The sequence below is a fragment of the Dyadobacter subterraneus genome (assembly GCF_015221875.1).
Taxonomy (GTDB): Bacteria; Bacteroidota; Bacteroidia; order Cytophagales; family Spirosomataceae; genus Dyadobacter; species Dyadobacter subterraneus.
This window is the reverse complement of the sequence record NZ_JACYGY010000001.1, coordinates 655,926-681,595: the sequence shown is the minus strand read 5'-3', so window position 1 is coordinate 681,595 and position 25,670 is coordinate 655,926. Positions and strand designations below refer to the sequence as shown.

Below are 25,670 nucleotides of genomic sequence, written 5' to 3'. Positions count from 1 at the left end.
GGGCGACCACGAGGGTCGCCCCTACCTAAATAATATATAAACATGAAATTCCGAAACTATCTCGAAACCATTGCGGGTGTGGGAATTTTCCCGCTCATTTCCCTCATCATATTTTTTGTCTTCTTTGTTGCACTTCTGTTTTACGTTTTCAAACTGGATAATAAGTCCGTCAACAAAATGAAAAACATTCCATTAAACGATGGAAGTATCAAAAAAGGAATCCTGTCCCTGATTACCTTTTTCCTCCTGTCTGTTCCGGCTTTCGCTCAGGAACAAAAAGAAGAAATTCGTGCAATTTCCGGTACCGACATTTTACTTTTAATGTTACTGGGATTGTTATTTTTCATAATGGTGCTGGTCATTATTTTATTAGCCAATGCACTTTCTGTACTTAAACAGGTTACGAATACCGTTCCTGAAACTGCTCCAAAAACAAGCTGGTTTAAAAAATTCGCTGGCCTCGGTGTCGCATTGAGTGATGAAAAAACAATCCTGATTGATGGTCATGATTATGACGGAATTCAGGAACTGGATAACCGGATGCCTCCCTGGCTGCAATCTTTATTTCTGGCAACGGTTTTAATCGCCATCGGATATTCAGCATATTATTTCAGCGGCATGGGTGATTCTCAAATCGCCGAACTCGACAAGGAAATTGCGATGGCTGATATTGAGAAAAAAGCTTATCTGGAAAAAGTAGGTTCAAGTATGGATGAAAATACAGTTACCCAACTCACAGAAACTGCCGGAATTGATGCAGGAAAGGCAATTTTTCAGGAAAAATGTACAGCTTGTCATGGTGTTGAAGGCGGCGGTGGAGTTGGTCCAAACCTCACCGACAAATACTGGCTGCACGGCGGAAATATTAAAAATCTTTTCAAAGTAATAAAATACGGCGTTCCTGAAAAAGGCATGATCTCCTGGGAAAAACAGCTTTCTCCGACTGACATTCAGAAAGTGGCCAGTTTCGTACTATCTCTAAAAGGAAGTAAACCGGCAAATCCCAAGGAACCGCAAGGGGACATTTTTGAAGAAGGTAAAATGTCTGCGGATAGTACGATAGCGGTTAAATAGTTGAAAGAATTAACGTCCATTTGGACTGATGAAATGATTACACCAAACTCAATTCCTGTTTCCACGCCTCCCGCCGACGATTCTTTTCGGGATCATTTTAATGGTATCAATGAAGATGGAAAGCGGAATTGGTTTTATCCGCAAAAGCCAAAAGGAGTATGGCATAACCGGCGTATATGGTTTACAGTCGTCATTCTTACTTTGTTATTTGTAACGCCTTTTTTAAAATACAACAATCAGCCCCTTTTGCTTTTCAATGTTCTTGAAAGAAAATTTATCATTTTCGGTTTGTTCATCGGACCGCAGGATTACTGGCTTTTTGGACTTACGATGTTATCCTTCATGGTTTTCATTGTTTTGTTCACAACCATTTTTGGCCGCTTATGGTGTGGCTGGGCCTGTCCGCAGACTGTTTTTATGGAAATGGTTTTCCGGAAAATCGAGTACTTTATTGAAGGTGACAGCAGCAAACAAAAACTACTAAACAAAAGCCCTTGGACTGGTGACAAAGTTCTAAAAAAGGGTACTAAATATTTCTCTTTTTTACTGGTTTCATTCCTTATTGCCAATCTGCTTTTATCCTACGTAATTGGTGTTGATAAACTGTCAAAAATTATTAGCGAGCCGATAAGTCAGCATGTTCCGTTTTTCTCAGGAATAATCATTTTCACTGCGGTCTTCTACTTCAATTTTGCCTGGCTGCGTGATCAGGCTTGTACGGTTGTTTGTCCATATGGACGGCTGCAAGGTGTATTAATGGACAGAAATTCTATTGTCGTTGCCTACGATTACAAACGCGGGGAACCCCGCGAAAAGTTACATAAAGGCCATGACCGGACTGCCGGAGATTGTATCAGCTGTTTTCAATGTGTCGCCGTTTGCCCTACCGGAATTGATATCCGAAATGGTACCCAAATGGAATGTGTAAACTGCACTGCCTGCATCGATGCCTGTGATTCAATCATGGATAAAGTAGGTTTTGATAAAGGTTTGATCAAATACACTTCCGAAAATGCGATTGTCAGTGGTGTCAATAAACTAATTACAAATCGTACGCGAGGATATATTTTTGTGCTGGTTCTGCTTTGGTCCGCACTTGGATATCTGGTCGTTTCCAGAAATGATACACAGACAACTTTATTTCGCGCACCGGGAAGTCAGTATATTGAAAATAAAGATGGTACGATCAGCAACTTATACACTTTCAAAATTTTCAATAAGACAAACCAGATTGTAAAACCGGTCATTCATCTTGATTCACCAAAAGGCACTTTACTTTTTGCCGGTAAACCGGATTTGACGCTGGAAGGAGCTGGCATGTCGGAAGGGACCGTTTTCATTATCATACCAAAAAGCGAATTAAAAAATCGTAAAACAAAACTCAAACTTTCTGTTTATCAGGCAAAGGAAAAACTGGAAACTTTCGAAACCACGTTCATGGCACCGGAAGAATGATTAAAAGCGCTTTGCTCAGAAATCATATTTCAAATAATTAAACAAAAAATATCATGAAAATAAACTGGGGCGCAGGCATTGCAATACTCTATGCCGGATTTGTGGCCATGATACTTTTGCTGGTAGGCATGAGTGCCAGCCAGAAAATCGATCTGGTAACGGATCAGTATTATGAAGAAGAACTTCAATTTCAAAACAAAATAAATAAAGTAAATCTCGCCAAAAAATTGAAAAATCCATTAATCTGGCAAGTGGAAGAGAGGGGAATCATTATTCATTATCCAGAAGAATTTGCAAAAGATACTTTAACCGGAAATGTGAAATTGTATTGTCCATCAGATAATACGAAGGATCGTAATTTTCCAGTAAAAGCGAAAAACAATGATCAGTTAATTGCTGGATCAGACCTTAAACCAGGCCGTTATTATTTGCAAATTGACTGGAAAAATGGAAAAAAATCCTACTGGAATGAAGGCGTTGTTGTGATTTCAAAAAAGGAAATGTGATGAACAATGCACTGCCCTATCTTGCCTTGTCAATGGGATTACTGAGCAGTTTTCATTGTATCGCCATGTGCGGCCCGATTGCGCTGGCATTACCTGTACAAAAAGGAAACCGGTTTCAGCAATTTGCCGGTTTGGCTTTGTATAATACCGGCCGAACTTTTACCTATGCAGCACTGGGAATTGCTTTGGGATCCCTCGGTTACTCTTTTGCCTGGATCGGCTATCTCCGATATCTTTCTATTTTTGCCGGAGTGTTAATGCTGCTATATGTTTTCTGGCCAACGCGACTGGATCCCTATTTTCATCCTCCAAAATTCTGGCAAAAGTTTATTCAACATTTGAAAAAACAAATGTCAGCAATGCTGCGAAGCCGGAAAATGCAAAGCTGGTTTTTACTTGGAGTTTTAAACGGATTACTCCCCTGCGGCCTGGTTTATCTGGCGCTGATCAGTTCTATTGCAACCGGAAATGCTTTTAATGGCGGTTTTTATATGCTGATGTTTGGAATGGGAACTTTGCCTGCGATGATGGCGGTAGGTTTTTTCAAACAATGGTTTTCAATTTCACTTCGTATGCATATTCGAAAACTCACGCCATTTATGCTGACACTGGCTGGCATTATTCTGATTATGAGAGGAATATTGATCCAATATACTGCCAACAATTCTTCTAATCTTAATACCATTACGGTTTGTCACGGCAAATAGAATTTCATTTTTTCATTTCAAAAGGTAAAATTCCTTTCAAAAGTAAGTTTTCCAGCTGATTTAAGTCATGTTTTTAGCCGCAGCGCCTGACTAGTTTTGAAGTATAGAATTTAATTCAAAACACGACTCCCATGGATAAGGATTTGCTTTTTAAATACAATACTCCCGGGCCAAGATATACAAGTTATCCAACTGTTCCATACTGGCAAAAAACGCCGCCAACAGAACAAAACTGGAAAAAACTTTCCAAAGAAGCTTTCACTATTTCCAACGAAAAAGAAGGAATCAGTCTTTACGTACACTTACCTTTTTGCGAAAGTCTGTGTACTTATTGTGGCTGCAATACGCGTATTACGATTAATCATAAGGTAGAAGAAACTTATATCAATGCAGTTTTGAAAGAATGGGAATTGTATTTTTCCATTTTTGGCGAAACAAAACCTGTCATCAGAGAAATTCATTTAGGAGGAGGAACACCCACTTTTTTCAGTCCTGAAAATCTTACAAAACTGATTGAAGGTTTGCTGAAAAATGCTGACGTTCATCCAAAAGCACAATTCAGTTTTGAAGCGCATCCCGGAAATACAACGGATGAACATTTGCAAGCGCTTTTCAATGTCGGTTTTCGCAGAATAAGTATTGGCGTACAAGACTTTAATCTGTTGGTACTGGCTGTGATTAACCGTCAGCAAACGTATGAACAGGTTAGTCATCTGACAAAAAAAGCGAGAGAAATTGGGTATACCTCTGTGAACTATGACATTGTTTACGGTTTACCGATGCAAAAAGTTTGCACGATGATGGAAACGATTATGCGCGTTGTTCAGCTTCGCCCCGACCGAATTGCTTTTTACAGTTACGCCCATATTCCCTGGATTAAACCGGGACAGAGAAAATATACCGAAAGTGATTTGCCCGATCCTGATAAAAAAATGGCGATCTATGAAACCGGCAGAAATGCACTGGAATTATCCGGTTATCATGATATCGGTATGGATCATTTTTCATTGGAAACGGATGAACTTTTCAAAGCACAACAAGATGGTCGTTTGCACAGAAACTTCATGGGGTATACCGATACGCATACGCAGCTTCTAATCGGTTTGGGTGCTTCTTCGATCAGCGACAGCTGGACTGGTTATGTTCAGAATGAAAAAAATGTTGAGGCATATTATGAGAAAATCAACGCCGGACATTTACCAATTATCAAAGGTCATGAACTGACAAAAGAAGATCTGATTCTTCGGAAACACATTCTCAGGATCATGACGCAATTTGAAACGACATGGAGAAATGCGGATGAAGTGTGCGACGATTTGTACAAAGCACTGGAACGGTTGTCTGAATTGCAATTCGATGAACTGGTTGAAATTGAAACTTATCGTTTACGTGTAACCCCAACCGGAAAAGCTTTTGTAAGAAATGTATGCATGGCTTTCGACGCAAAATTATGGGCAGAATCACCGGCAAGTAACCAATTTAGTCAGACCGTATGAGTTGAAATTTGAGCCATTATTCACTCAGTCTGTCATTCACTCATTCTATCATTGTTTCTGTTTCGTTTGTTCCCTTCACATATGTCCTGTAACTTGGTATGTTTAGTACGACTTATTTAGAAAAACATACAAAAGCCATGACACGGCACATTGAAATGCTCGACGCACTTTTTAAACATGCCACCGAAGGAATTGTTGTAGTCAACAAAGAAGGAGTTATTGTGATGTTGAATCCCAAGGCACTAGAACTTTTTGGTTACGACGACAAAGAACTTGTCGATCAGAAAATCGAAAGTCTTATCCCGAGAAGACTTTCAAAAGCCCACGTTCATCACCGCGATCATTATCTGGAATCGCCGCATGCACGCGGAATGGGGAGCTCTCTTGAACTTTTTGCAAGAAGAAAAGACGGAAGTGAATTTCCTGTGGAAGTTAGTTTAAGTCCTTTCAAAACCAGTGAAGGACAGTTTGTTGTAAGTTTTGTGATTGATATTACGGAAAGAAAAAAACAGGAAAATATTATCCAGGAAGCAAATCAGGAAATTCAGAAACTGAATGCAGAACTGGAAGAACGCGTAAATCAACGAACCGAAGAATTGGCAAAGGCAATTTATAAAATTGAACAATCACAGGAAGAAGTCATGCGTGCTTTGAAAAAAGAACGTGAGCTGAACAATATGAAAAGTCAGTTTGTGACCATTGCTTCGCACGAATTCCGTACGCCGCTGGCCACAATTCTTTCCTCAGCCTCTCTCATTGGGCGATATCCAAAAAGTGAAGAAGAGGACAAAAGACAGAAACACGTGCAACGGATAAAATCTGCGGTTACTAACCTGACTGAGATTTTAAATGATTTCATGTCTATTGGAAAACTGGAAGAAGGAAGAATTCATAGTGTTCCGGTTTACACAGAATTGCCTGTTTTTTGTGAAGGATTAATTGAGGAAATCAAAGGTTTGTGTAAAGAAGGACAAACGATTTCATTTTCTTATACCGGAAATAACGGTGTTTGGGTAGACAAACAATTGCTTCGTAACGTAATCTTTAACCTGATTTCAAATGCTATCAAATATTCTGATCCCGGGAAATTAATCCGATTTGATATAAAAGCCGACGGAAAAACCATTTTAATTGAAATTGCAGATCAGGGAATTGGTATACCTGAGACTGACCAAATGCATATTTTCGACCGTTTTTTCCGTGCAAATAATGCCGGGAATGCTCAGGGAACCGGTTTGGGATTAAACATCGTACAAAATTATGTCAATCTGATGGGTGGAGAAGTTTCTTTTACCAGTGAGGTTAATAAAGGCACCACTTTCAATATCCAACTGCCGGATCATTTACCCGCTAATTAATACGTCAACGCTATAATGGAAAATAAAAGAATATTATTGATTGAGGACAACCCTGAAATGCGTGAAAATACAGCCGAAATTCTGGAATTGGCCAATTATCACGTCTTGACTGCACACAATGGAAAAGAAGGCGTTCAGCTTGCACATCACGAAAGACCGGATTTAATTATTTGTGACATTATGATGCCTGAACTGGATGGTTACGGAGTACTGCTTTTGCTTAGCAAAGATGATCATACAGCCAATATTCCATTTGTTTTTCTGACTGCGAAGGCAGAAAAAAATGATTACCGGAAGGGAATGACCATGGGCGCAGATGATTATCTGACAAAACCTTATGACGATGTCGAGTTATTAAATGCCGTTGAAATGCGCCTTAAAAAGAGCGAGCGGTTAAAAGGACAATTTACACGCACAGCGGAAGGTCTGGACGAATTTATTCACGAAGCAAAATCTTTTGATCTGATCACAAAATTGGCGGACGATAAAAAAACAAAAACGCTGAGAAAAAAGGAGACCATTTATACCGAGGGCAGCTTTCCTTCCAACGTTTTCTTTCTTCAAAAAGGGAAGGTAAAAGCATATAAGTCGAACGACAACGGAAAAGAATACATAACTGAGTTATATAAGGAAGGCGATTTTTTCGGTTACCTGGATTTGCTTCAAGGTGAACCTTACCAGGAAACTACCATTTCCCTTGAAAAATCAGAAGTGGCGATGATACCAAAAGATGATTTTTTCAACCTTTTGCAGGGAAACCGGGAAGTGGCGACTAAGTTTATTAAAATGCTTTCTAATGAGATTAAAGATCGTGAAGAGCGACTATTGCAATTAGCATATAACTCTGTAAGAAAGCGTGTTGCGCAGGCTTTGGTGATGCTCGTGCAGCGTTATCAGGAAGATCGTTCCAAACCATTTTCGATGGCCATTACCCGTGAAGACATTGCTTCTATGGTAGGTACAGCAACGGAAACGGTGATCCGGACTTTATCGGATTTTAAAGAAGAGAAACTCGTTGATATGAAAGGCAGTCTGATAACGGTACTAGACTACGAAAAACTTGCCCGGATGCGAAATTAGCTTTCGGAAAGTAACGGTATTTTGATTATGTTTTTCAATTCAAGCAAACTGGTAATTCTTAGTTTATCAAGAATCCGGGTTTTATAAACAGAAACCGTTGGTAAATGTACGCCCATGATTTTGGCAATATTGGCAACTGTATCTCCCTTTATCAGGTGCGTAAGTATTTCAAATTCCTGCTCATCCAGATTATCGAAACGATCTATTTTCTTACTGTATAATGCTTTTTCAACAATTAGTTCAACCATTTCCTGACTGATATACCACTTTCCCGTGCTTATGCGGACAGCTGCATCCAGGATTTCGCCAACATCACCATTTTTGAAAAAACAATAACCATTAACGCCGCTGGTGAGATATCGTTTGATGAAAATATATTCAAGCTCTAAGGAATATATCAGTATGGGTAAGTCCTGATTTAAAAGTCTTAATTTATTGATTAACCCAAGCATATTCGTATTTGGCAAATCAAGATTCAGGATCAGCATGTCGTAAGAATCATTTACCACTTTTCTTAACGCCTCATTTCCTGTCTCAACTTCATCCAATATTACACTTTCATAATTATTTTCCTGAAAAAGCGAGTTCAAATCCGAATGCATATCCGGATCCTTATTAATTAAAAGCACCTGACGCATAATCAATTAGGTAAAGGAGGTATGGTGATACTAATACATGCTTTCAAGGCCATATTCCCTGCACGCTGTGCAAAAGTAATTTACTTTTTGCTAGAAAGAAGTAGCAAAATTTCTCAAATTTCGTAGCAGAATATCTACAAATTTATTCTATAACTTTTGTAAATATTTCTCTATTAACCTTCCTGTTTTTTGTGAAGCACCTGATCCGCCTACCAGTTGGTGGAGCTTTTTATAATCATCGAGCTGGATATTTCTCTTCTCTCCGTTTTTCAGAATTGATTTCAATTCCTCTACCAAGTGTTTTTCATTCAGTTCATCCTGAATAAGCTCCCGGACAACTTCTTTTTCCATAATCAGGTTAACGAGAGAAATGAAAGGGACCCGGATTAATCTTTTGGCAACGGCGTAAGAAAAGCCGCTCGTTTTGTAGCAAACTACTTCCGGAATATTTAATAATGCCGTTTCCAGAGTTGCAGTACCGGATGTCACAAGTGCAGCTTCTGATACCGACAGTAAATCATAGGTTGACTCGTATACAACAGAAACATTTCCCAACGCTTCATATTTTTCGTACAAAGATGAAGGAAGATTTTTCACACCTGCAATAACAAATTGATAATCCGGAAAATGTGGCTGAACGGTTAACATCAGATCCAGCATATTGATTATTTCCTGTTTGCGGCTACCGGGAAGCAAGGCGATAACAGGCTGATTATTATCCAGATTATTCTTTTTCATAAACTCCGGATCTGGCTTAAAAGCTTCAATCGCATCCATTAAAGGGTTGCCGACATAGTCCACTTTGAAGTCAAATTTTTTGTAAAAATCAATCTCAAACGGAAAAATGACAAACATGTGATCGATGTTTGCTTTGATTTTCCAGGCACGTTTCTGATTCCACGCCCAGACTTTGGGAGAAATATAATAGAAGATTTTAAATCCGTTTTTCTTACCAAATGCAGCCATCCGTAAGTTAAATCCCGGATAATCGATCAGTACAATTACATCCGGCTGATAAGCAAGAATATCCTTTTTACATTTTTTCAGGAAGCCGGTAATTTTAAGAATATTTTTCGCTACTTCCAGAAAACCCATGAAAGCGGTATCCTTATAATGTGTCACCAGATCCATTCCCTCCGCCTGCATCATATCACCGCCCCAGCCACGAAACTGCGCCTCCGGATCATTGGATTTTATTCCTTTCATCAGATTGGCACCGTGTAAATCACCCGAACGTTCGCCGGCAATGAGGTAGTATTTCATGCTGAGATATTTGTAGAAGAGAAGAAAAGTATCGGCCAGTCTAAAAAATCAGCCGATACCTGTAAAGAATTATTCGCCGTAGTATTCTACGAAATTTTTCGGTGTTTCCACCAGTTTGATATAATGTAATTGTGCAGTTGAAGCCACTTCCTGAATCGCAGGAGCCAGGATTTTCCAAATTTCTGTCACAAAAATTTCACAGGAAGCCATTTTGTCTTTCATGAAATCCACATCAAGATTCAGGTTTTTATGATCGACCTTGTCAACAATCTTTTCCTTAATCAAATCCCCCAAAACTTTTAAATCAATCACGAACCCGGTATCCGGATCCGGTTTACCTTTTACCGTTACTATTAACTCAAAATTATGTCCATGCCAGTTATTATTGGCGCAAGGCCCGAATACCTCCTGATTTTTCTCTTCTGACCAAGCCGGGTTAAAAAGCCGGTGAGCTGCGTTGAAATGCTCTTTTCTCGTTACGTAAATCATAAATTTTCCCTTCCCTTTCTAATAATGTTACAAAATTACATCTTGTATCGGTAGTTTTGTAAAAATATTAGTGGTTAACTCAAAAAAATACAATTTAAAAAGAAAATTTCATGAGTAGATTGAACAAAAGAATTCCTCTTATCTGGCATTCTTTTTACAGTTTAACCTCATTAAACAAATAATCTAATATGATTATAGTAACAGGTGCAGCCGGATTTATCGGGAGCGGTCTGATCAGCAGACTCAACCAGGAAGGCTTTAGTAACATCATTGCCGTTGACGATTTCTCAAAAATCGAGAAGGCAGAGAATCTGGAAGGAAAGACAATTAAAGAGCGTGTTGAACGTAGTTCTTTATTTGAATGGCTTGATGAAAACAACAGGGATGTTGAGTTCATTTTTCACATCGGTGCCAGAACCGATACTACGGAGTTCGATGTAGATATCTTCAACGAGCTCAATCTTGATTATTCGAAACAGATCTGGGAGAAATGCGTTGCCTATCAAATTCCATTGGTTTATGCCTCATCAGCAGCAACTTACGGATTGGGAGAACTTGGATACGATGATAACGAATCTCTTATTCCACAACTGAAACCGTTGAATCCTTATGGAGATTCTAAAAACGATTTCGATATCTGGGCATTGAAGCAGGAGAAAAAACCTTTCTTCTGGGTTGGTTTGAAATTTTTCAACGTATACGGACCGAACGAATACCACAAAGGACGTATGGCTTCGGTTATTTTCCATGCATTCAACCAGATTAAGGCAACGGATAAAATGAAACTTTTCCGTTCGCACAATCCTGATTTTAAAGACGGCGAGCAAATGCGCGACTTCATCTATGTAAAGGATCTGATCGACGTTTGTATATTCTTCATGCATCACCGCAAAGATTCAGGCATATATAATCTTGGCAGCGGAAAAGCGCGTACTTTCAAAGATCTGGTAACGAATACTTTCCTTGCCATGGATAAAACGCCGGACATTTCTTTCATCGATACGCCGGCCGATATTCGTGATAAATATCAGTATTTTACGCAGGCAAATATGAGCAAATTGCATGCAATTGGCTACACAAAGCCGTTTCATACATTGGAAGAAGGAGTTAGTGAATATGTGAAGGATTATCTTTCGTCAGGAAGTTATCTCTAATATTTCATCCGTCTAAATAACCGAATTCTGGATACAAGTTATGATCCCGGTCATAACTTTGTCCAGAATTTTACGTATTTTTGAGTCTATCTATAAACTCAATGTCATTTCTGTGTGTTACATGTATAACAACCATAGAGTGATATAAATAAGACTATGAGCAAAGAAGAAGAATTGTTGGAGGAAATCACCAGTTCGGAATACAAATACGGATTTGTAACTGATATTGAAGCAGACGAAGCTCCTATGGGCTTGGATGAGAGCACTATACGGTTTATTTCCGCAAAAAAGAATGAACCTGAATGGATGCTTGAGTGGCGTTTGAAGGCTTTTACGATGTGGCTGAAAATGCCTGAGCCTAAATGGCCAAATGTACATTATCCTAAAATTGACTTTCAGGCAATTAAATATTATTCAGCACCAAAAAAGAAAAAAGTTGTTGAAAGCCTGGATGATATAGATCCTGAATTGCGTGATACATTCCAGCGTTTAGGAATTTCTTTAAATGAGCAAAAAAGGCTTTCAGGTGTTTCTATTGCGGTTGATGCCGTTATGGATTCGGAATCTGTGTTTACAACATTTAAGGAATCACTAAGAGAAAAAGGAATTATTTTCTGTTCGATCAGTGAAGCCATTCGTGAACATCCGGATCTGGTTAAAAAATATCTTGGCTCAGTTGTTCCGCCAAAAGATAATTTTTATGCAGCCCTGAATGCCGCAGTATTTTCTGATGGATCGTTCGTATATATTCCAAAAGGTGTTAAATGCCCGATGGAGCTTTCCACGTATTTCCGTATCAATGCGGCTGGTACAGGTCAGTTTGAACGTACATTAATTGTTGCAGATGCTGACAGTCACGTGAGTTATCTTGAAGGTTGTACTGCACCAATGCGTGATGAAAATCAGTTGCACGCTGCGGTGGTTGAAATTTTCGCACATGAAAATGCAAATGTGAAATATTCAACTGTTCAGAACTGGTATCCTGGTGATAAAGATGGAAAAGGTGGTATCTACAACTTCGTTACAAAACGTGGTTTGTGTGATGGTGCTTTCTCTAAAATTTCCTGGACTCAGGTTGAAACCGGTTCAGCGATAACCTGGAAATATCCTTCGGTAATTCTTAAAGGGGATAATTCGATTGGTGAATTTTATTCTGTTGCTGTTACCAATAACATGCAGCAGGCTGATACAGGAACAAAAATGATCCATATCGGTAAAAACACCAAAAGCCGTATTGTTTCAAAAGGTATCTCGGCTGGAAAAAGCCAGAATTCATACCGTGGATTAGTTCAGGTATTCAAAAAGGCAGATAAGGCACGTAACTTCTCTCAATGCGATTCGTTGCTGTTGGGTGATAAATGCGGTGCGCATACTTTCCCTTACATAGAAGTTAGCAATCCGTCAGCAACGGTGGAGCATGAAGCAACTACTTCAAAAATTGGAGAAGATATATTATTTTATTGCAACCAACGCGGAATTCCTACGGAACAAGCGGTTGCTCTGATTGTAAATGGATACGCAAAAGAAGTTTTAAATCAACTTCCCATGGAATTTGCTGTTGAAGCGCAGAAGCTTCTGGAAATCAGTTTGGAAGGTAGTGTAGGATAAGCGGATTGCATTTCATTTTTTCAAGTATTGCCAAAAAGCCTTTGAATCATCAAAGGCTTTTTGTATTTTATTGGTATTATTATATTTTCCGCGAAATATTAGTACCCAATGACCCATGTTCCACAGCTAATTGTAGACCTTTCGTTAATCCTGACAATGGCTGGTATCATTACCATCATTTTCAAAAAATTAAAGCAGCCCATTGTTTTAGGATATATTCTTGCAGGCCTGATCGTTGGCCCCAATTTTAGTATTTTCCCTACTATCACTGATATTAAAACCATCGAAATCTGGGCAGAGATCGGAGTTATTTTTCTTCTTTTCAATCTTGGATTAGAATTCAGTTTCAAAAAACTTGTCAAGGTTGGAAGTACTGCTGCCATCACTGGACTTTTTGAAGTTACGCTAATGCTTGTCACCGGATTTGTAACCGGACAGCTTTTAGGATGGACTAAAATTGACAGTTTATTTCTAGGAGGTATTATAGCCATATCTTCAACAACAATCATCTTCCGTGCTTTTGAAGAACTAGGTTTAAAAACACAGCAATTTACAAGCGTCGTATTTGGGATACTGGTTATTGAAGATCTGACAGCTGTTTTGTTGATGGTATTACTTTCAACACTTTCCATCAGTCAGCAATTTGCGGGAATGGAAATGCTGGAATCCATAGCTAAACTTTTCTTCTTCCTGATTTTATGGTTTTTAGGTGGGATCTTTATCTTTCCCACGCTGCTCCGCCGTTTTCGAAATTTAATGAATGATGAAAGTGTTTTGATCACTTCCATCGCGCTTTGTTTCGGGATGGTTTTTCTGGTAACCAAAGCGGGGTTTTCAGCTGCTTTGGGCGCTTTTATTATGGGCTCAATATTGGCTGAAACTACACACGCAGAAAAAATTGAACATCTTCTGAAACCGGTAAAAGATCTTTTCGGGGCGATTTTCTTTATATCTGTGGGAATGCTGATCAATCCTAAACTTTTGGTTGAATATGCCGTACCTACTGCCATTTTGGTTTTCGTGGTGATTTTAGGAAAAACTACTTATGTTACCATGGGCGCTGTCATTTCCGGTCAGCCTTTAAAAAAATCTATTCAGGCGGGAATGAGTTTATCTCAAATCGGGGAATTTTCTTTCATTATTGCCAATCTGGGATTATCGCTAAAAGTTACAAGCGAATTTTTATATCCAATCGCGGTTGGTGTTTCGGTGATTACCACATTCACAACACCATACATGATGAAGGCTTCCGAGCCTTTTTATGATTGGTTTGACAAACGTTTGCCTGAATCATGGAGAAGCCGGTTGAACCGTTACAGCAGCAGTACCGCAACAATCGCGAAGACGACGCATTGGAATTTAATTCTTCAATCTTACGCGCAAACTGTTGTTTTAAATTCTGTTGTTATTATCGGCATCGTGTCAATCATGTCACGACAAATTGCTCCACAGATTTTTCAGCGGGTACCTAAAACTTATGTGACATTATCTGCATTTTTCGCACTAACCTTTCTATTTATCTCGCCATTTATCTGGGCGTTAATTTTTAAACGATCCAATAGAAAAGCTTATTCGGCACTTTGGTTAAGCAGAAAATATAGTCGCGGACCCTTGTTATTACTTGAATTGTCAAGAGTTTTAATCGGAATAATTCTGATGGGATTTCTTCTTGATTCCTTTTTTGAAACGCCAACGGCACTGATGATTGCAGGTGGGATTATGGTGCTTGCGGTAGGAATATTTTATCAACGTCTTCAATTATTTTACAGCAAAATTGAAGACAGATTTCTGCAAAACCTTAATGCCCGACAACTGGAAGGAAGTGGAAAATCGAAGAAAATATTATTACCATGGGACGCGCATTTTGCTTTTTTAGAAGTAAGTCCGGATTCTTCTTTAATTGGAAAAAGTTTGCAGCAACTCGGAATACGGGAAAGTTTTGGAATTAATGTTGTACTAATCGAACGTGGTACCAAAACAATCCAACTCCCCCGCCCGACGGAAGTTTTATATCCATATGACAGAATTGAAGTAATTGGCACCGATGATCAACTGGATAACTTCCGTGGACACGTAGAAATCAGCAGAAATGGCGAAGCTTATCTGGCTCAGGAAGACAAAATTACGCTGCAACGAATTGAAGTTAAAAGTGAATTTAATATCATAGGAAAATCAATCAGAAACAGTCAGATTCGTGAGCAAACGCATGGTATGGTGGTTGGACTGGAAAGAAATGGTGAGCGTATACTTAATCCGGATTCTTCAGTGATTATTGAAAAGGAAGATGTTTTGTGGGTTGCCGGGGAAAGGGATTTGATTAAGGATTATATTCAGCGGAAGGATAGTATTTGGTAGGAATTAGACTATATTAAAGTCTTTGATAATGATTTCTCGCACTTATTTTTTACCACAAAGATTCACTAAGTTTTGCACGAACGGCACAAAGTGTAATAATATCACATGGTATTCCCATTATTCTCAAAAGAATTAAAATCCAGCCTTTGTACTTCTTTGTGTAAACCTTTGTGCGCTTTGTGTTTATTTTCACCGTAGTACGCATAGTATACTGAGAGAAACATCGAGCCTAAATCATTCCATTCCTTTTCACCACAATTAATCCTGCTTCAACTCCGCCAAAAGCCCCTGCAAACCACCCGTGTGAACAGCCACAATACAATCCCCGGTTTTAAAATATCCCTTCTCAATCAAATCATATAAGCCGAATAACATTTTCCCGGTATAAACCTGTTCCAACTGGATTCCATGATTGTTTTTGAACATCAATATAAAATCAAGTAATTCCTGTGTGTATTTGGCATAGCCCTTGAAATGATATTCTGTAAACAGTTTTAACTGTCCTCGACTATCATTTTCCTCAACCATATTTAAAATATCAGTTTCTAAAAAATCTCCGCCTTTTAAAGCTGAAAATGCCACCACATTAGCACCCGAGGAAAGTATCCCGGCAGCCGTTCCGCCAGTTCCCGCCGCAATTGCATAGTAATGAGGAGTAAAACCTAATTGTTGATTTACCTCTTCCGTCATCTCCTCCACTCCTTTCAAAGCAAATTCTGAGGTACCGCCTTCCGGAATTATAAACGTATTTGGAAATTTTCGTTTTAGCCCGTTAATATAATCATCCGAATTTCTGAGCTTATATTCTTCCCTTGAAACGTAATGTAAAACCATCCCCTGCGCCTCACAGAATTTCAACGTAGAAGATTTTTTCTCACCAGGATCTTCCCCTCTGACAATACCAATTGTTTGAAAACCTGAGTATTTGCCCGCCGCCGCAGTTGCATACAAATGATTGGAAAAAGCACCTCCGAAAGTTAATAAAGTCGTTGTTCCTTCTGATTTCGCCTGTTTAAGATTATATTTCAATTTCCGCCATTTATTTCCTGAAACCGTTGGGTGAATTAAATCATCACGTTTGATAAATAATCTGACACCAGACTTTAAAATGACCTCATCAGATATTTCCAGAAGCGGTGTCGGTAATGAAGGAACCAGTAAGTCCACGAATTTTGGTAATTTTGTTTTTTAGATTAAGATCCTTGATGTAAACTTCCCGAATACTGATTTGAATTCAGTTATCAATCGTTTACATTTCATATTACACCAGACCAAATGCTCGTAGACGAAATAGATAACGGTGCCGACGAAGACGATTTATTTGAACATTACCGGATTGTGGCCGACAAAGGGCAAACAGCAATGCGGCTTGATAAATTTTTGAATGTCCATGTTGCCAATGCCTCCCGCACAAAAATACAAAATGGTATTGAAGCGGAGGCCGTAAAAGTAAATGGTTTACCTGCAAAGTCAAGTTACAAGGTAAAACCGTTTGATATCATCACGTTATTGCTTCCCAATGCACCGCGTGACACAGAAATTATTCCTGAAAATATTCCGCTGGAAATTATTTATGAAGACGATGTTTTGCTTCTGGTAAATAAACCAACCGGAATGGTTGTTCACCCGGCTTTTGGAAACTGGACAGGAACTTTGATCAATGCGCTGGTTTATCACTTTCAAAATCTGCCAACAGGAAGAAATGGTGAAGGCCGGCCAGGTTTAGTGCATAGAATTGACAAGGATACTTCCGGACTTTTAGTTATTGCAAAAACGGAATTTGCCATGACCTTTCTGGCAAAACAATTTTCTGACCATACCATTGAAAGAACTTACAACGCTCTGATCTGGGGAGAGCCGAAAGAAAATAAAGGGACAATAACAGGCTATATCGGGCGAAGTGCAAAGGATCGACGCGTGATGGATATTTTTGAGGATGGTTCTCAGGGAAAACATGCGGTAACACATTTCGAGGTTTTGAAATCAATGCGATATGTTTCTCTCGTTAAATGTAATCTTGAAACCGGCAGAACGCATCAGATCCGCGCTCATATGCAACACATTGGTCATCCGATTTTTAATGATACTGTTTATGGCGGAGACAAAATTTTACGAGGTGGAACAACCGGCAGTTTCAAGGTTTTTGTAGAAAATAATTTTAAATTACTGCCTGGACAGGCCTTACACGCAAAATCTCTTGGTTTTGTGCATCCGACTACAAAAGAATGGATGCAATTTGATACGGAGCTCCCCGAAAATTTTCAAACCATTGTTGATAAATGGGAGAATTTTATCAAGTACCAATAGTATAAATTAACTAAAAAGCACTTATTCAATCGTTCAAATAATAACCTGACACAATGAATATTTCCACCCGCCAAGGTACAGTTGAAGATATACCCGCCATTTTCGAACTCGTAAAAGAGCTTGCTATTTTTGAAAGAGCACTGGATCAGGTTAGTAATAATGTCGATAAAATGTCCCGCGATTACAAGGAAAATCTTTTCAACTTTTTCGTTGCAGAAGATGATTCTAAAATCATCGGTCTTTGCCTGTACTATTACAGATACTCAACCTGGAAAGGGAAGAGATTATATATGGAGGATATCATCGTGACCGAGGATATGCGTGGAAATGGTATTGGGAAGATTCTTTTTGATGCGACTGTTGTTGCTGCAAAACAAACAGGATGCACCGGAATGATGTGGCAGGTGCTGGACTGGAACACCTCCGCTGTTGGTTTCTACCGGAAATATGGTACCAACTTTGATGATGAATGGATTAATTGTAATCTGGATTTTTAATTAGATTTTCAAATAAAAAAAACGAAGACCGGATACTATTTAAGTAAATCCGGTCTTCTTTCTTTGGTCCGTTTTAATGACTGCTCATACCGCCATTCTTCAATTTTGGCTTCATGACCAGATACTAATATTTCCGGAATTCCGTGGCCTTCAAAATCAGATGGACGGGAATAAACCGGTGGTGCCAGTAAATTATCCTGAAAAGAATCTGTCAGCGCAGAAGTTTCATCGTTTAATACACCTGGTAATAAACGAATGATAGCATCAGCAAGAACCGCTGCTGCAAGTTCTCCACCTGATAAAACGTAATCTCCAATACTGATTTCTTTGGTAATAAAAATATCACGAACGCGCTGATCAACGCCCTTGTAATGACCGCATAACATAATCAGATTTCCCTTCAAAGAAAGTGTATTCACCATTTTCTGCTCCATCAATTCGCCGTCCGGAGTCAGATAAATTATTTCATCATAATCCCTTTCGGCCTGTAAAGCGCGTATGCAACGGGCAATCGGTTCAATTTGTAAAACCATACCTGCACCTCCGCCAAAAGCATAATCATCAATAGAACGATGCTTATTGCCAGAATAATCACGCAAATCATGCACGACTACCTCCACATACTTTCCCTCTTGCGCACGTTTGAGTATGGAGTGCGCAAAGAAGCTATCCAGAAGGCTTGGAACACATGAAATAATATCAATCCGCATCGTCAGGAGTATTATCGCTGTCAGAACCGTTTTCCAGATAAACTTCCAGTAAACCTTCCGGCAAATTCACCAATAATTTCTTATTTTCTTTATCAGCCTTCAATACGATATCTTCGGCTGTTGGAATAAGAACTTCAACACCCTGATATTCCATCGAAATTAAATCCTGCCCATTCAGAGAATAAACTTCCCGGACAATTCCCAATTCTCCTTGTACTTCATCAACCACGGTATAACCCTTGATCTCGTGATAGTAAAATTCTTCTTCTTCCAGCTCAGCAAGAGAATCCAGAGGCAGATAAAGCGAAGTACCAACCAAAGCCTGGGCTTTTTCAATCGTATTAACGTCTTCAAATCTTACGATCGCTTTGGCTTGTTTTTGTAAATTGAAACGCTCGATAAAATACGGCACCAAATCTCCTCTTATATCGAAATATACAGAATCAAGATCTTCATAATCTTCCGGATAATCTACATCCAGAAAAATAACAACATCCCCGGTCGTACCATGGGTACGAACGATATAGCCCAGCAAAAAACTGCTATCGTGTGTCAAAGTAGTATTGATTTAATGATGTCCTTAAACAAATATGAGTCTGCACGGTAAACCGGACAGACCCATAAAGAAAGTATGTTCTACTAAATTATTCAGCAGCTGGTGCTTCATTAGTATCTTCTGCCACAGCTTCATCAGCAGCAGCTTCGTCAGTCGTTTCCTCAGCAGCAGGTTCTTCTACTACAACAGGAGCGTTTTTCTTAGCAATTGCTTCAGCACGTGACTCATTTACTTTACGTTCTGCATCCAATTTAGCTTGTTTCGCAGTATCTAATTTTTGAGATAATGAATCCGCAGCGGAAACATTACGATCAGTTTTAGACGATTTCCATTCTTCAAAACGTGCGTTAGCAACGTCCTGACCGATTGCACCTTTAATCACACCAACTTGTAAATGCTTGCGAAGCATTACACCTTCGTGGTGCAGGATTGAACGAGCTGTATCCGTTGGCTGAGCACCTTTAAGCAACCAGTCAACAGCCTTAGCTGTATCTAAAACAACGGATGAAGGATTAGTACCTGGGTTATAGCTACCAATCTTTTCGATGAAGCGACCATCACGTGGTGCTCTGGCATCTGCGATTACGATATCATAAATCGCTTTTTGTTTGCGTCCACGACGCGCTAATCTAATTTTAACTGCCATTATTGAATTTGTTATGAGAGGGAACTCGTCCCTGAATTAAACAGGGTGCAAATTTACGTAAAATAATTGGTTCAATAATCATTATGCATAAAAAAAGGGAAGTGACTGATCACCTCCCTTTTTTCTTATATCAAATACCTGTTATTTCTGGAAACCAGCAGGATATGTTGAACGCAATGTGTTGTTTGGCAAGATCTTGATTTCAACACGACGGTTAGACTGAAGTCCTTCAACTGTTGTGTTTTCAGCAATCGGGCGATATTCACCAAAGTACTCAATCAAGATTCTGCTTGTGTCTTTAAGACCCTGACGAACCAAGAAACGTTTCGCAGCATCCACGCGACGACGGGCAAGAGCCATGTTATAAGAATCCGAAGCACGAGCATCAGTATGTCCTACAAGAACAATACGGCAGTTTGTACGCAGATTCAACAATTCAATTACTTTGCTTAAAGTTTCTTTTGAAGCATCACGGATGATTGCTTTATCTGTATCAAATTCGATGTTGCTGAACAACGCTTCGCATTCGTCTTTTGGCAAGTTGTTTTTGATAGCATCTCTGATGATTTTATCAAGATCCATTGCAACACCGCCACCAGAAACTACGCTACCGGCAGGAGTATTTGGTTCTTTGTCAAACAAATCAGCAACACCGTCACCATCAGTATCAGTATAAAGACGTGGATCAACTGGTTTCGGCATGTTAGCTTTTGCAATTGAATCAGCATCGTTCATTGTCGGGTTGTAAGGAACAGGAATAAGAGCTTGTGGATTAGCCCAACGCAAATGGTAACGTCCACTACCTGCATCGTATTTACCTTTTTTCGCCATTACTGCATTTTTACCCAATTTGTAAGTCAATGCAATTTGCAAAACTCCCCATCTGTCATTTTTTGAATCACCTTTCTGAAATGTCCACAAACCAGTTTGTGTTTCGTAATCAGTTCTGTTACCAACAGTCAAATCAAGTTTTTCTGTGTTAACATACGTGTAAGTATAGTCAAGACCAAGGTCAAAACGTGGAGACAGTTCATAATGAACAGCTAAACCAGCCGGCATAACCCATTCACGAGTATAAGTAGAACCGTTACGATCCCAGGTACCTGCTGTTTTAGAACTTCCATCTGTGTTAGAAGAAAGCTTTGTAACCTTTCCAAAATTAGGACTGCCTGGAGTTACGTTTGTAGCAGTAACATCAGTATGGTAATACATGATACCCGCTCCAAGGTGAGCATCAACTTTCCATCTGCGTAATTTTTTATATCCAAAAAGCAAACGGTTAAGATTAACAGTTCCGTCTAACGATACCTGAACAAATGATGGACTGGTAAAATAAGCGTCATACGTATTGGTAAGCGCTGGATTTGAAGGATTAGGAACCGTCACGCCAGTTTTCGATCCTTGCAACCAACCGTTGTAGCCAGTAAGCTGAACACCGAAAATTGGAGATAATTGTTTGTTAATGGAGAGTCCCCATGCACCGGTCAAATTTTCATGATCGCCTCTTTTGAAATCGTATTCTTTCAAATCACCAAAGAATTTTGTGATGCCACCATATCCTGAGATAGACCATGTATTCATCTTGTTTGGTCCATCATACGTTCGGTTTTTTTGAGCCAAAGCATCCAGGCTCATTAGTGACAAACAAACTAAAGCAATGTAAAGATTCTTTTTCTTCATGGGAAACACTAGTTATGTGATTCAATTATTCATTAATTATTTACTAAAAAGCAGAAAAAGGAAAAAGCCTGTAAGCCGGATTCTGTATCCCAGTTTGCACCGGAATTCCTACCATTTATCCAGGATTTTGATCACTCAAAACCTCTAACGATCTACCCGTGCTAATGTTCCGAAAAACGGAGGCGAGTAGCCCCACAAATTAACACCTATTTGATCTTTCAGCCCGTAAGGTTTACCGTGCCTTCAAAGTCACCTTTGAAGCGGTGGTCTCTTACTCCACCTTTTCACCCTTACCTGACATAAAAAAATGTGCCAGGCGGTATATTCTCTGTTGCACTAGCTGTCAGCTGATCGTCGCCAATCGACTGCCTTCCCGTTAGGAAGTACGGCACTCTGTGCTGTCCGGACTTTCCTCTCCGGCATTCACCGCAGCGGTAGGACGGCTCGTTCCTTTCACTTGACCACAAAGCTAAGAAATACTTTCCTTTGATCAGCAGTCAATATACCATAAAAAGTAAAAAATATGGCATTTGTTTACTTAACAAGTGAATTAATTACTCAAAACTTCGCAATCCTTCTACACGCAAATTGACATTACCTTCTGCAAAAACCACGGCGTAAATGTGTTTTGGGGTTAAATAAACCTTATCCGGCGTAATCTCAGCCAGTGTTCCTTTCAATTGCACACCATCCGTAACCTTATAATTAGAAAGTGTCTGTTGGATACTTTTTTTAGCCTCCGCCATCTGCGTTCCAATACCAAAAACCATTTCCTTCTCCATCATTTTGGTAAATTTCCCTTGAAGAAGCCAGTTAGCAGTCTTGATAATTGTACTTTTCGTATCCAGATCATAATCAAGATTTTTTAAAGATAACTTCTGTGAAACCGGATCATAGTATGGAATTCCCTTTAAAAATATACTTCCGTTCATGCTGCCTTTTAAACCTGCCTTAATGATCAGCCGCTCATTTTGACCATACATTTCAATGGAAGTAACTTCAACATTATATTTTCCTCCTAAAAAAGAAAATTTTTGTCCTGCAAATTGCGCCGTTGCCAGCCGGGCGGCATCTTCATAGGATACCAGGCTTATCAGTCCCACCCGAAAATCAGAAGAAACCTTATCTGTGATCTGTAAATCAGGAAGTTTTGGTGCAGGTTTTACAATTGGTTTTATCGCAGAAGTTACGGTTTGTGTATAACCTTTGATCCCGATTGAAGCACGTAAAATGTTATTACTCGCCATTAACGGCGTCATCACAATGGATGTAGGTGTAACAACCAGCCATGTATCAAATTCCTTTGATAGCAAAACAGGCTGACGTGCAAGTAACCAGGCTGCCTCAACATATTTTTTTATTTCAATGCTTCCCGTAACCTGCTGATCAATAGCATCTGTTATTTTCTCAAAATTTTTGTTCAGCATCCTGCTCACCATGCTTTTAATAGGTATGCTGATGCCGGCAACTTTCACGTTTGGTTCTGTGATCCAGTCGTAGCTGTCCACATAGGTTTCAGATTTAAGCTTCCAATCAGGCGAAATACCGATTTTTGAAATGAGCCGGATATTTATTGAAAACTCTGTATCCTTATATCCTGATAAAGTTAATCCCAAAGGACTAACTTTATAACCAGCACTTACCCAGATTTTCAGTGGAACTTCAAACAAAAAAGTAGAATCTTTGGCTACAACCCTGATCGGGTTTAACTTCCAGACTCTCGCTTTAAGATTGTCGTCACCATTATCTTCATAGCTGTTGTCTTCATAAATCAAACCTTTAATTTGATTGTTAATCTGGTTTTGCAGCTCAGCAATGGGCATTTCTATTGGTAAATTTATTACCGACAGATGTTTTTCATTCTGAATTTCTGTGTCTGAATACAAATATTCTTCCATAGGTTTTTTAGGCGTAGTGGTTTTTGGACGACATTGCCATTGACTCAGCCCGATCCCTGCCAATAAAAAGAACCATGTTACACGCTTAAAGCGATTATTTAATTTTAACGAGCGTTGCACCGTATCCGAATTTTTCCTTTTGAGCGTCTTTAAAATACTGTACATGTTGATTTTTGCTCAACCTGCGATGCAATTCGTCACGTAATACACCACTTCCTGCACCATGTATAAACGTAATTTCATCCATTCCATTACCAATGGCCTGTTCCAGACTTGTCTCGAAAGTTGCCAGTTGTTTTTTCAATATTTCTTCCTTTGATAATCTTGAAAAGTCATCGACCAGTTTTTCAACATGCAGATCAACAACACCATCCGGTTTTTCCAGTTCAATTTTAGGCGTTACTGAGCCACCCATCAAACTTGTACGAAGTTGCTCCTGAATATCTGATTTTACTACAACTTCTTCTTTCTTAACGTTTTCTTCATCTAACTGAAAAACAAAAGCATCTTTTCCAATTACCGGAGCCGGGCCTTTACTTTTGTAAAAAGACTGCGCACGACATTTTATTTTCTTTTGAAAAGGCAGCAGTGCATCAAAAGTTCCTTCTCTGAAATACAACAGATTAAAAGAGAAAACCGGCCAGTTTTCAAAATCTTTCATTTGTAATTCTGTCAACTTCTGGGACGTTCTTGGCTGCAAAACACCGGCAGCAAGTCCTATGTGCACATTTTCCAATTGCGTTGTTGCGCTGAAAGGTAGTGTCCAATCTGAATTATTGATGATGTGCAGTGTTACAGCCTTATCATTTATAGAAACAAAAGCGATATAAATTCCTATTTCCGAAAATGCAGCCTGACGCGGTGTTATTCTCTCACGTTGCGGCGCAATGGTTTGCCCTGCCGGAGTTCTGTTAAGGCGCTGTGATTCAACGGGCGAAATTGTAACTAACTCACTACGTAACACGGGTATACGAAAGCCATCTTCAATTTCTACTTCAACAACATTGCCCTGTAAAAACGCGTAAACAATTCCTTCTTCACGGCCATGTACCAGTCTTACCTTATCTCCAATATTCATAATTCTTAATTTAAATTCGTTGACAGCCCGTTTACAAAACTTCTGTGCGCTGCTAAGTTACTTCTTTCTTATGATCCCTCCTCTGCTTCAATTTCAATCAAAAATATAACGGACGGAAATCCACTCCCTTTTTACTTATCTGAAGCGCCGGCGCTGGAATTTTTAACGAGTTAGCCAAAAAAGCAATTGTTCTGACAAATTTGCTTTTGGTTTTTATTTTTGTCAGATCAATGTCGAGAGAAAAATAATATTGCCGGTAAGGTCGATATCCCAATTCTGTACTTTGTTTAGGATCGGCAGAAATCATATTCTGAATACCATATCCAACCGACAAACAAAGCCACGGCGGCCATTTGCTATGTTTAAAAAACGAGCGCGGACTTCCTGAATACCAATAGGTTTGACCGTTATAATCTTTCAACCAACGTTCAGTTGGTTTATTGCCCAAAAGATTTGGACGTTGTGCGGCCAATGAAGTAAAGTGAAAAGAAAATTTGGGCTGAATCCTGATTTCATCCCAAAGCGCGATTTGGCCTAAATAAATTGCAGAACCGGTAAGATTCGCAACCATATCACCCGGCGAAAAACCATAGTCCGGAGAGAAGCCATCCAGGATTTCAATAGGTGTCTGAAAAATGATACCGGAAATGGCACCATAGATCATCATCTGTTTTTTTGAAATACCAGTTTTTTTATAAATTTCAGCAGTGTGGCGGGCAATTTGGTAGGATGTGTAAACGTGCCCCATTTTGTCCATTTGAAGCCACTCATAAGTGTCATCCTGTACCCGAAAGTTGGTTAACGAGTTTTTATACCATGATTTGCTCAGTCCATAAATAGTACCAAGATAGAGTACCGACTGTGCTGCAAAAATCCCATGCAGCAGTTTATAATTCGGGACAATTTTTGTTGTAGAATCTGTAATAACTTCCGCTTCCTGAGCCATTAAAAATTGTTGGCTTGAAAGCAGGATTTGTATCAAAAAAAGAACGCGTATTTGTTTAAAATATTTCATTAAAAAATACCGAAAGGAATGCTAAAATTTCAGCTTGTACCCGATCAGAAGGTTGTTGATAAATGACTTTATTACTTTAAGAGTTCAGAAAAATCACCTC

General features: G+C 39.2%; 23 protein-coding genes and 1 other RNA gene. 12 read left to right on the top strand and 12 right to left on the bottom strand.

From position 1 onward, the window contains the following. The first annotated feature begins 42 nt into the window (after positions 1–42). The 7 genes from IEE83_RS02945 (at position 43) to IEE83_RS02915 (ending at position 7,676) form a co-directional block, all read left to right on the top strand. Positions 43–1,074, top strand: coding sequence for a c-type cytochrome (locus IEE83_RS02945; protein WP_194119130.1), 1,032 nt, complete (start codon positions 43–45; stop codon positions 1,072–1,074). Continuing rightward, a complete protein-coding gene (gene ccoG / locus IEE83_RS02940; protein ID WP_228101656.1) occupies positions 1,075–2,529 on the top strand; it encodes a cytochrome c oxidase accessory protein CcoG in 1,455 nt (484 codons plus the stop codon). Positions 2,530–2,582: 53 nt separating this feature from the next. Next, entirely contained in the window at positions 2,583–3,035 is a 453-nt protein-coding gene (locus IEE83_RS02935) for a FixH family protein (RefSeq protein ID WP_194119128.1), read from the top strand. Beyond that, positions 3,035–3,742 carry a sulfite exporter TauE/SafE family protein gene (locus IEE83_RS02930; RefSeq protein ID WP_228101655.1) on the top strand — a complete coding sequence of 236 codons (708 nt, stop codon included), beginning with the start codon at positions 3,035–3,037 and terminating at the stop codon, positions 3,740–3,742. The genes IEE83_RS02935 and IEE83_RS02930 overlap by 1 nt, the downstream gene beginning before the upstream one ends. A 131-nt stretch (positions 3,743–3,873) precedes the next feature. Further along, positions 3,874–5,238 (top strand): oxygen-independent coproporphyrinogen III oxidase, encoded by a 1,365-nt coding sequence (hemN, locus tag IEE83_RS02925; RefSeq protein WP_194119127.1) that lies wholly within the window; start codon positions 3,874–3,876, stop codon positions 5,236–5,238. A 137-nt stretch (positions 5,239–5,375) separates the two neighbouring features. Next, entirely contained in the window at positions 5,376–6,596 is a 1,221-nt protein-coding gene (locus IEE83_RS02920; protein WP_228101654.1) for a PAS domain-containing sensor histidine kinase, read from the top strand. 15 nt (positions 6,597–6,611) lie between these two features. After that, positions 6,612–7,676, top strand: a complete 1,065-nt coding sequence (locus tag IEE83_RS02915) for a response regulator (RefSeq protein WP_194119125.1) — start codon at positions 6,612–6,614, stop codon at positions 7,674–7,676. Here the strand turns inward: IEE83_RS02915 and IEE83_RS02910 are convergent. The 3 genes from IEE83_RS02910 to IEE83_RS02900 form a co-directional block, all read right to left on the bottom strand. Beyond that, complete coding sequence (locus IEE83_RS02910; protein WP_194119124.1) at positions 7,673–8,314, bottom strand: response regulator; 642 nt, start codon at positions 8,312–8,314, stop codon at positions 7,673–7,675. The genes IEE83_RS02915 and IEE83_RS02910 overlap by 4 nt on opposite strands. A gap of 147 nt (positions 8,315–8,461) precedes the next feature. Further along, a complete protein-coding gene (gene lpxB, locus IEE83_RS02905; RefSeq protein ID WP_194119123.1) occupies positions 8,462–9,577 on the bottom strand; it encodes a lipid-A-disaccharide synthase in 1,116 nt (371 codons plus the stop codon). A 69-nt stretch (positions 9,578–9,646) separates the two neighbouring features. Next, positions 9,647–10,066, bottom strand: coding sequence for a 6-pyruvoyl trahydropterin synthase family protein (locus IEE83_RS02900; RefSeq protein ID WP_194119122.1), 420 nt, complete (start codon positions 10,064–10,066; stop codon positions 9,647–9,649). Positions 10,067–10,254: 188 nt separating this feature from the next. Between IEE83_RS02900 and rfaD the strand changes: the two genes are divergently transcribed. The 3 genes from rfaD to IEE83_RS02885 all read left to right on the top strand — a co-directional run bounded on the left by rfaD (position 10,255) and on the right by IEE83_RS02885 (position 15,183). Then, the gene (gene rfaD / locus IEE83_RS02895; protein ID WP_194119121.1) at positions 10,255–11,220 is read left to right on the top strand and encodes an ADP-glyceromanno-heptose 6-epimerase; all 966 of its coding nucleotides are present in this window, start codon (positions 10,255–10,257) and stop codon (positions 11,218–11,220) included. 156 nt (positions 11,221–11,376) lie between these two features. Beyond that, positions 11,377–12,828 (top strand): Fe-S cluster assembly protein SufB, encoded by a 1,452-nt coding sequence (gene sufB, locus IEE83_RS02890; RefSeq protein WP_194119120.1) that lies wholly within the window; start codon positions 11,377–11,379, stop codon positions 12,826–12,828. Between the two features lie 108 nt (positions 12,829–12,936). Further along, positions 12,937–15,183, top strand: a complete 2,247-nt coding sequence (locus tag IEE83_RS02885; RefSeq protein WP_194119119.1) for a monovalent cation:proton antiporter family protein — start codon at positions 12,937–12,939, stop codon at positions 15,181–15,183. A gap of 258 nt (positions 15,184–15,441) precedes the next feature. Here the strand turns inward: IEE83_RS02885 and IEE83_RS02880 are convergent, their stop codons facing one another. Next, a complete protein-coding gene (locus IEE83_RS02880) occupies positions 15,442–16,350 on the bottom strand; it encodes a 1-aminocyclopropane-1-carboxylate deaminase/D-cysteine desulfhydrase (protein WP_194119118.1) in 909 nt (302 codons plus the stop codon). 108 nt (positions 16,351–16,458) lie between these two features. Between IEE83_RS02880 and IEE83_RS02875 the strand changes: the two genes are divergently transcribed. Together IEE83_RS02875 and IEE83_RS02870 are read left to right on the top strand one after the other, a co-directional pair. Beyond that, positions 16,459–17,490 (top strand): RluA family pseudouridine synthase, encoded by a 1,032-nt coding sequence (locus IEE83_RS02875; protein WP_194119117.1) that lies wholly within the window; start codon positions 16,459–16,461, stop codon positions 17,488–17,490. A gap of 53 nt (positions 17,491–17,543) precedes the next feature. Continuing rightward, a complete protein-coding gene (locus tag IEE83_RS02870; RefSeq protein ID WP_194119116.1) occupies positions 17,544–17,987 on the top strand; it encodes a GNAT family N-acetyltransferase in 444 nt (147 codons plus the stop codon). A 35-nt stretch (positions 17,988–18,022) separates the two neighbouring features. Here IEE83_RS02870 and trmD read toward each other — a convergent pair whose 3' ends face one another. The 8 genes from trmD to IEE83_RS02830 form a co-directional block, all read right to left on the bottom strand. After that, the gene (gene trmD, locus IEE83_RS02865) at positions 18,023–18,697 is read right to left on the bottom strand and encodes a tRNA (guanosine(37)-N1)-methyltransferase TrmD (protein WP_194119115.1); all 675 of its coding nucleotides are present in this window, start codon (positions 18,695–18,697) and stop codon (positions 18,023–18,025) included. Next, a complete protein-coding gene (rimM, locus tag IEE83_RS02860) occupies positions 18,687–19,253 on the bottom strand; it encodes a ribosome maturation factor RimM (RefSeq protein WP_194119114.1) in 567 nt (188 codons plus the stop codon). Before rimM ends, trmD begins: the two co-directional genes overlap by 11 nt. Before the next feature lie 88 nt (positions 19,254–19,341). Continuing rightward, entirely contained in the window at positions 19,342–19,899 is a 558-nt protein-coding gene (locus tag IEE83_RS02855; RefSeq protein WP_194119113.1) for a 30S ribosomal protein S16, read from the bottom strand. Positions 19,900–20,040: 141 nt separating this feature from the next. Next, entirely contained in the window at positions 20,041–21,579 is a 1,539-nt protein-coding gene (locus tag IEE83_RS02850) for an OmpA family protein (protein WP_194119112.1), read from the bottom strand. A gap of 55 nt (positions 21,580–21,634) precedes the next feature. Next, positions 21,635–22,030, bottom strand: an RNA gene (rnpB, locus tag IEE83_RS02845) — RNase P RNA component class A. 103 nt (positions 22,031–22,133) lie between these two features. Then, entirely contained in the window at positions 22,134–23,477 is a 1,344-nt protein-coding gene (locus IEE83_RS02840; RefSeq protein WP_194119111.1) for a DUF4403 family protein, read from the bottom strand. 94 nt (positions 23,478–23,571) lie between these two features. Next, entirely contained in the window at positions 23,572–24,555 is a 984-nt protein-coding gene (locus IEE83_RS02835) for a Smr/MutS family protein (RefSeq protein WP_194119110.1), read from the bottom strand. 97 nt (positions 24,556–24,652) lie between these two features. Next, on the bottom strand, positions 24,653–25,501 hold the full coding sequence (locus tag IEE83_RS02830) for a DUF2279 domain-containing protein (RefSeq protein WP_228101653.1): 849 nt from the start codon (positions 25,499–25,501) through the stop codon (positions 24,653–24,655). Positions 25,502–25,670 lie beyond the last annotated feature (169 nt).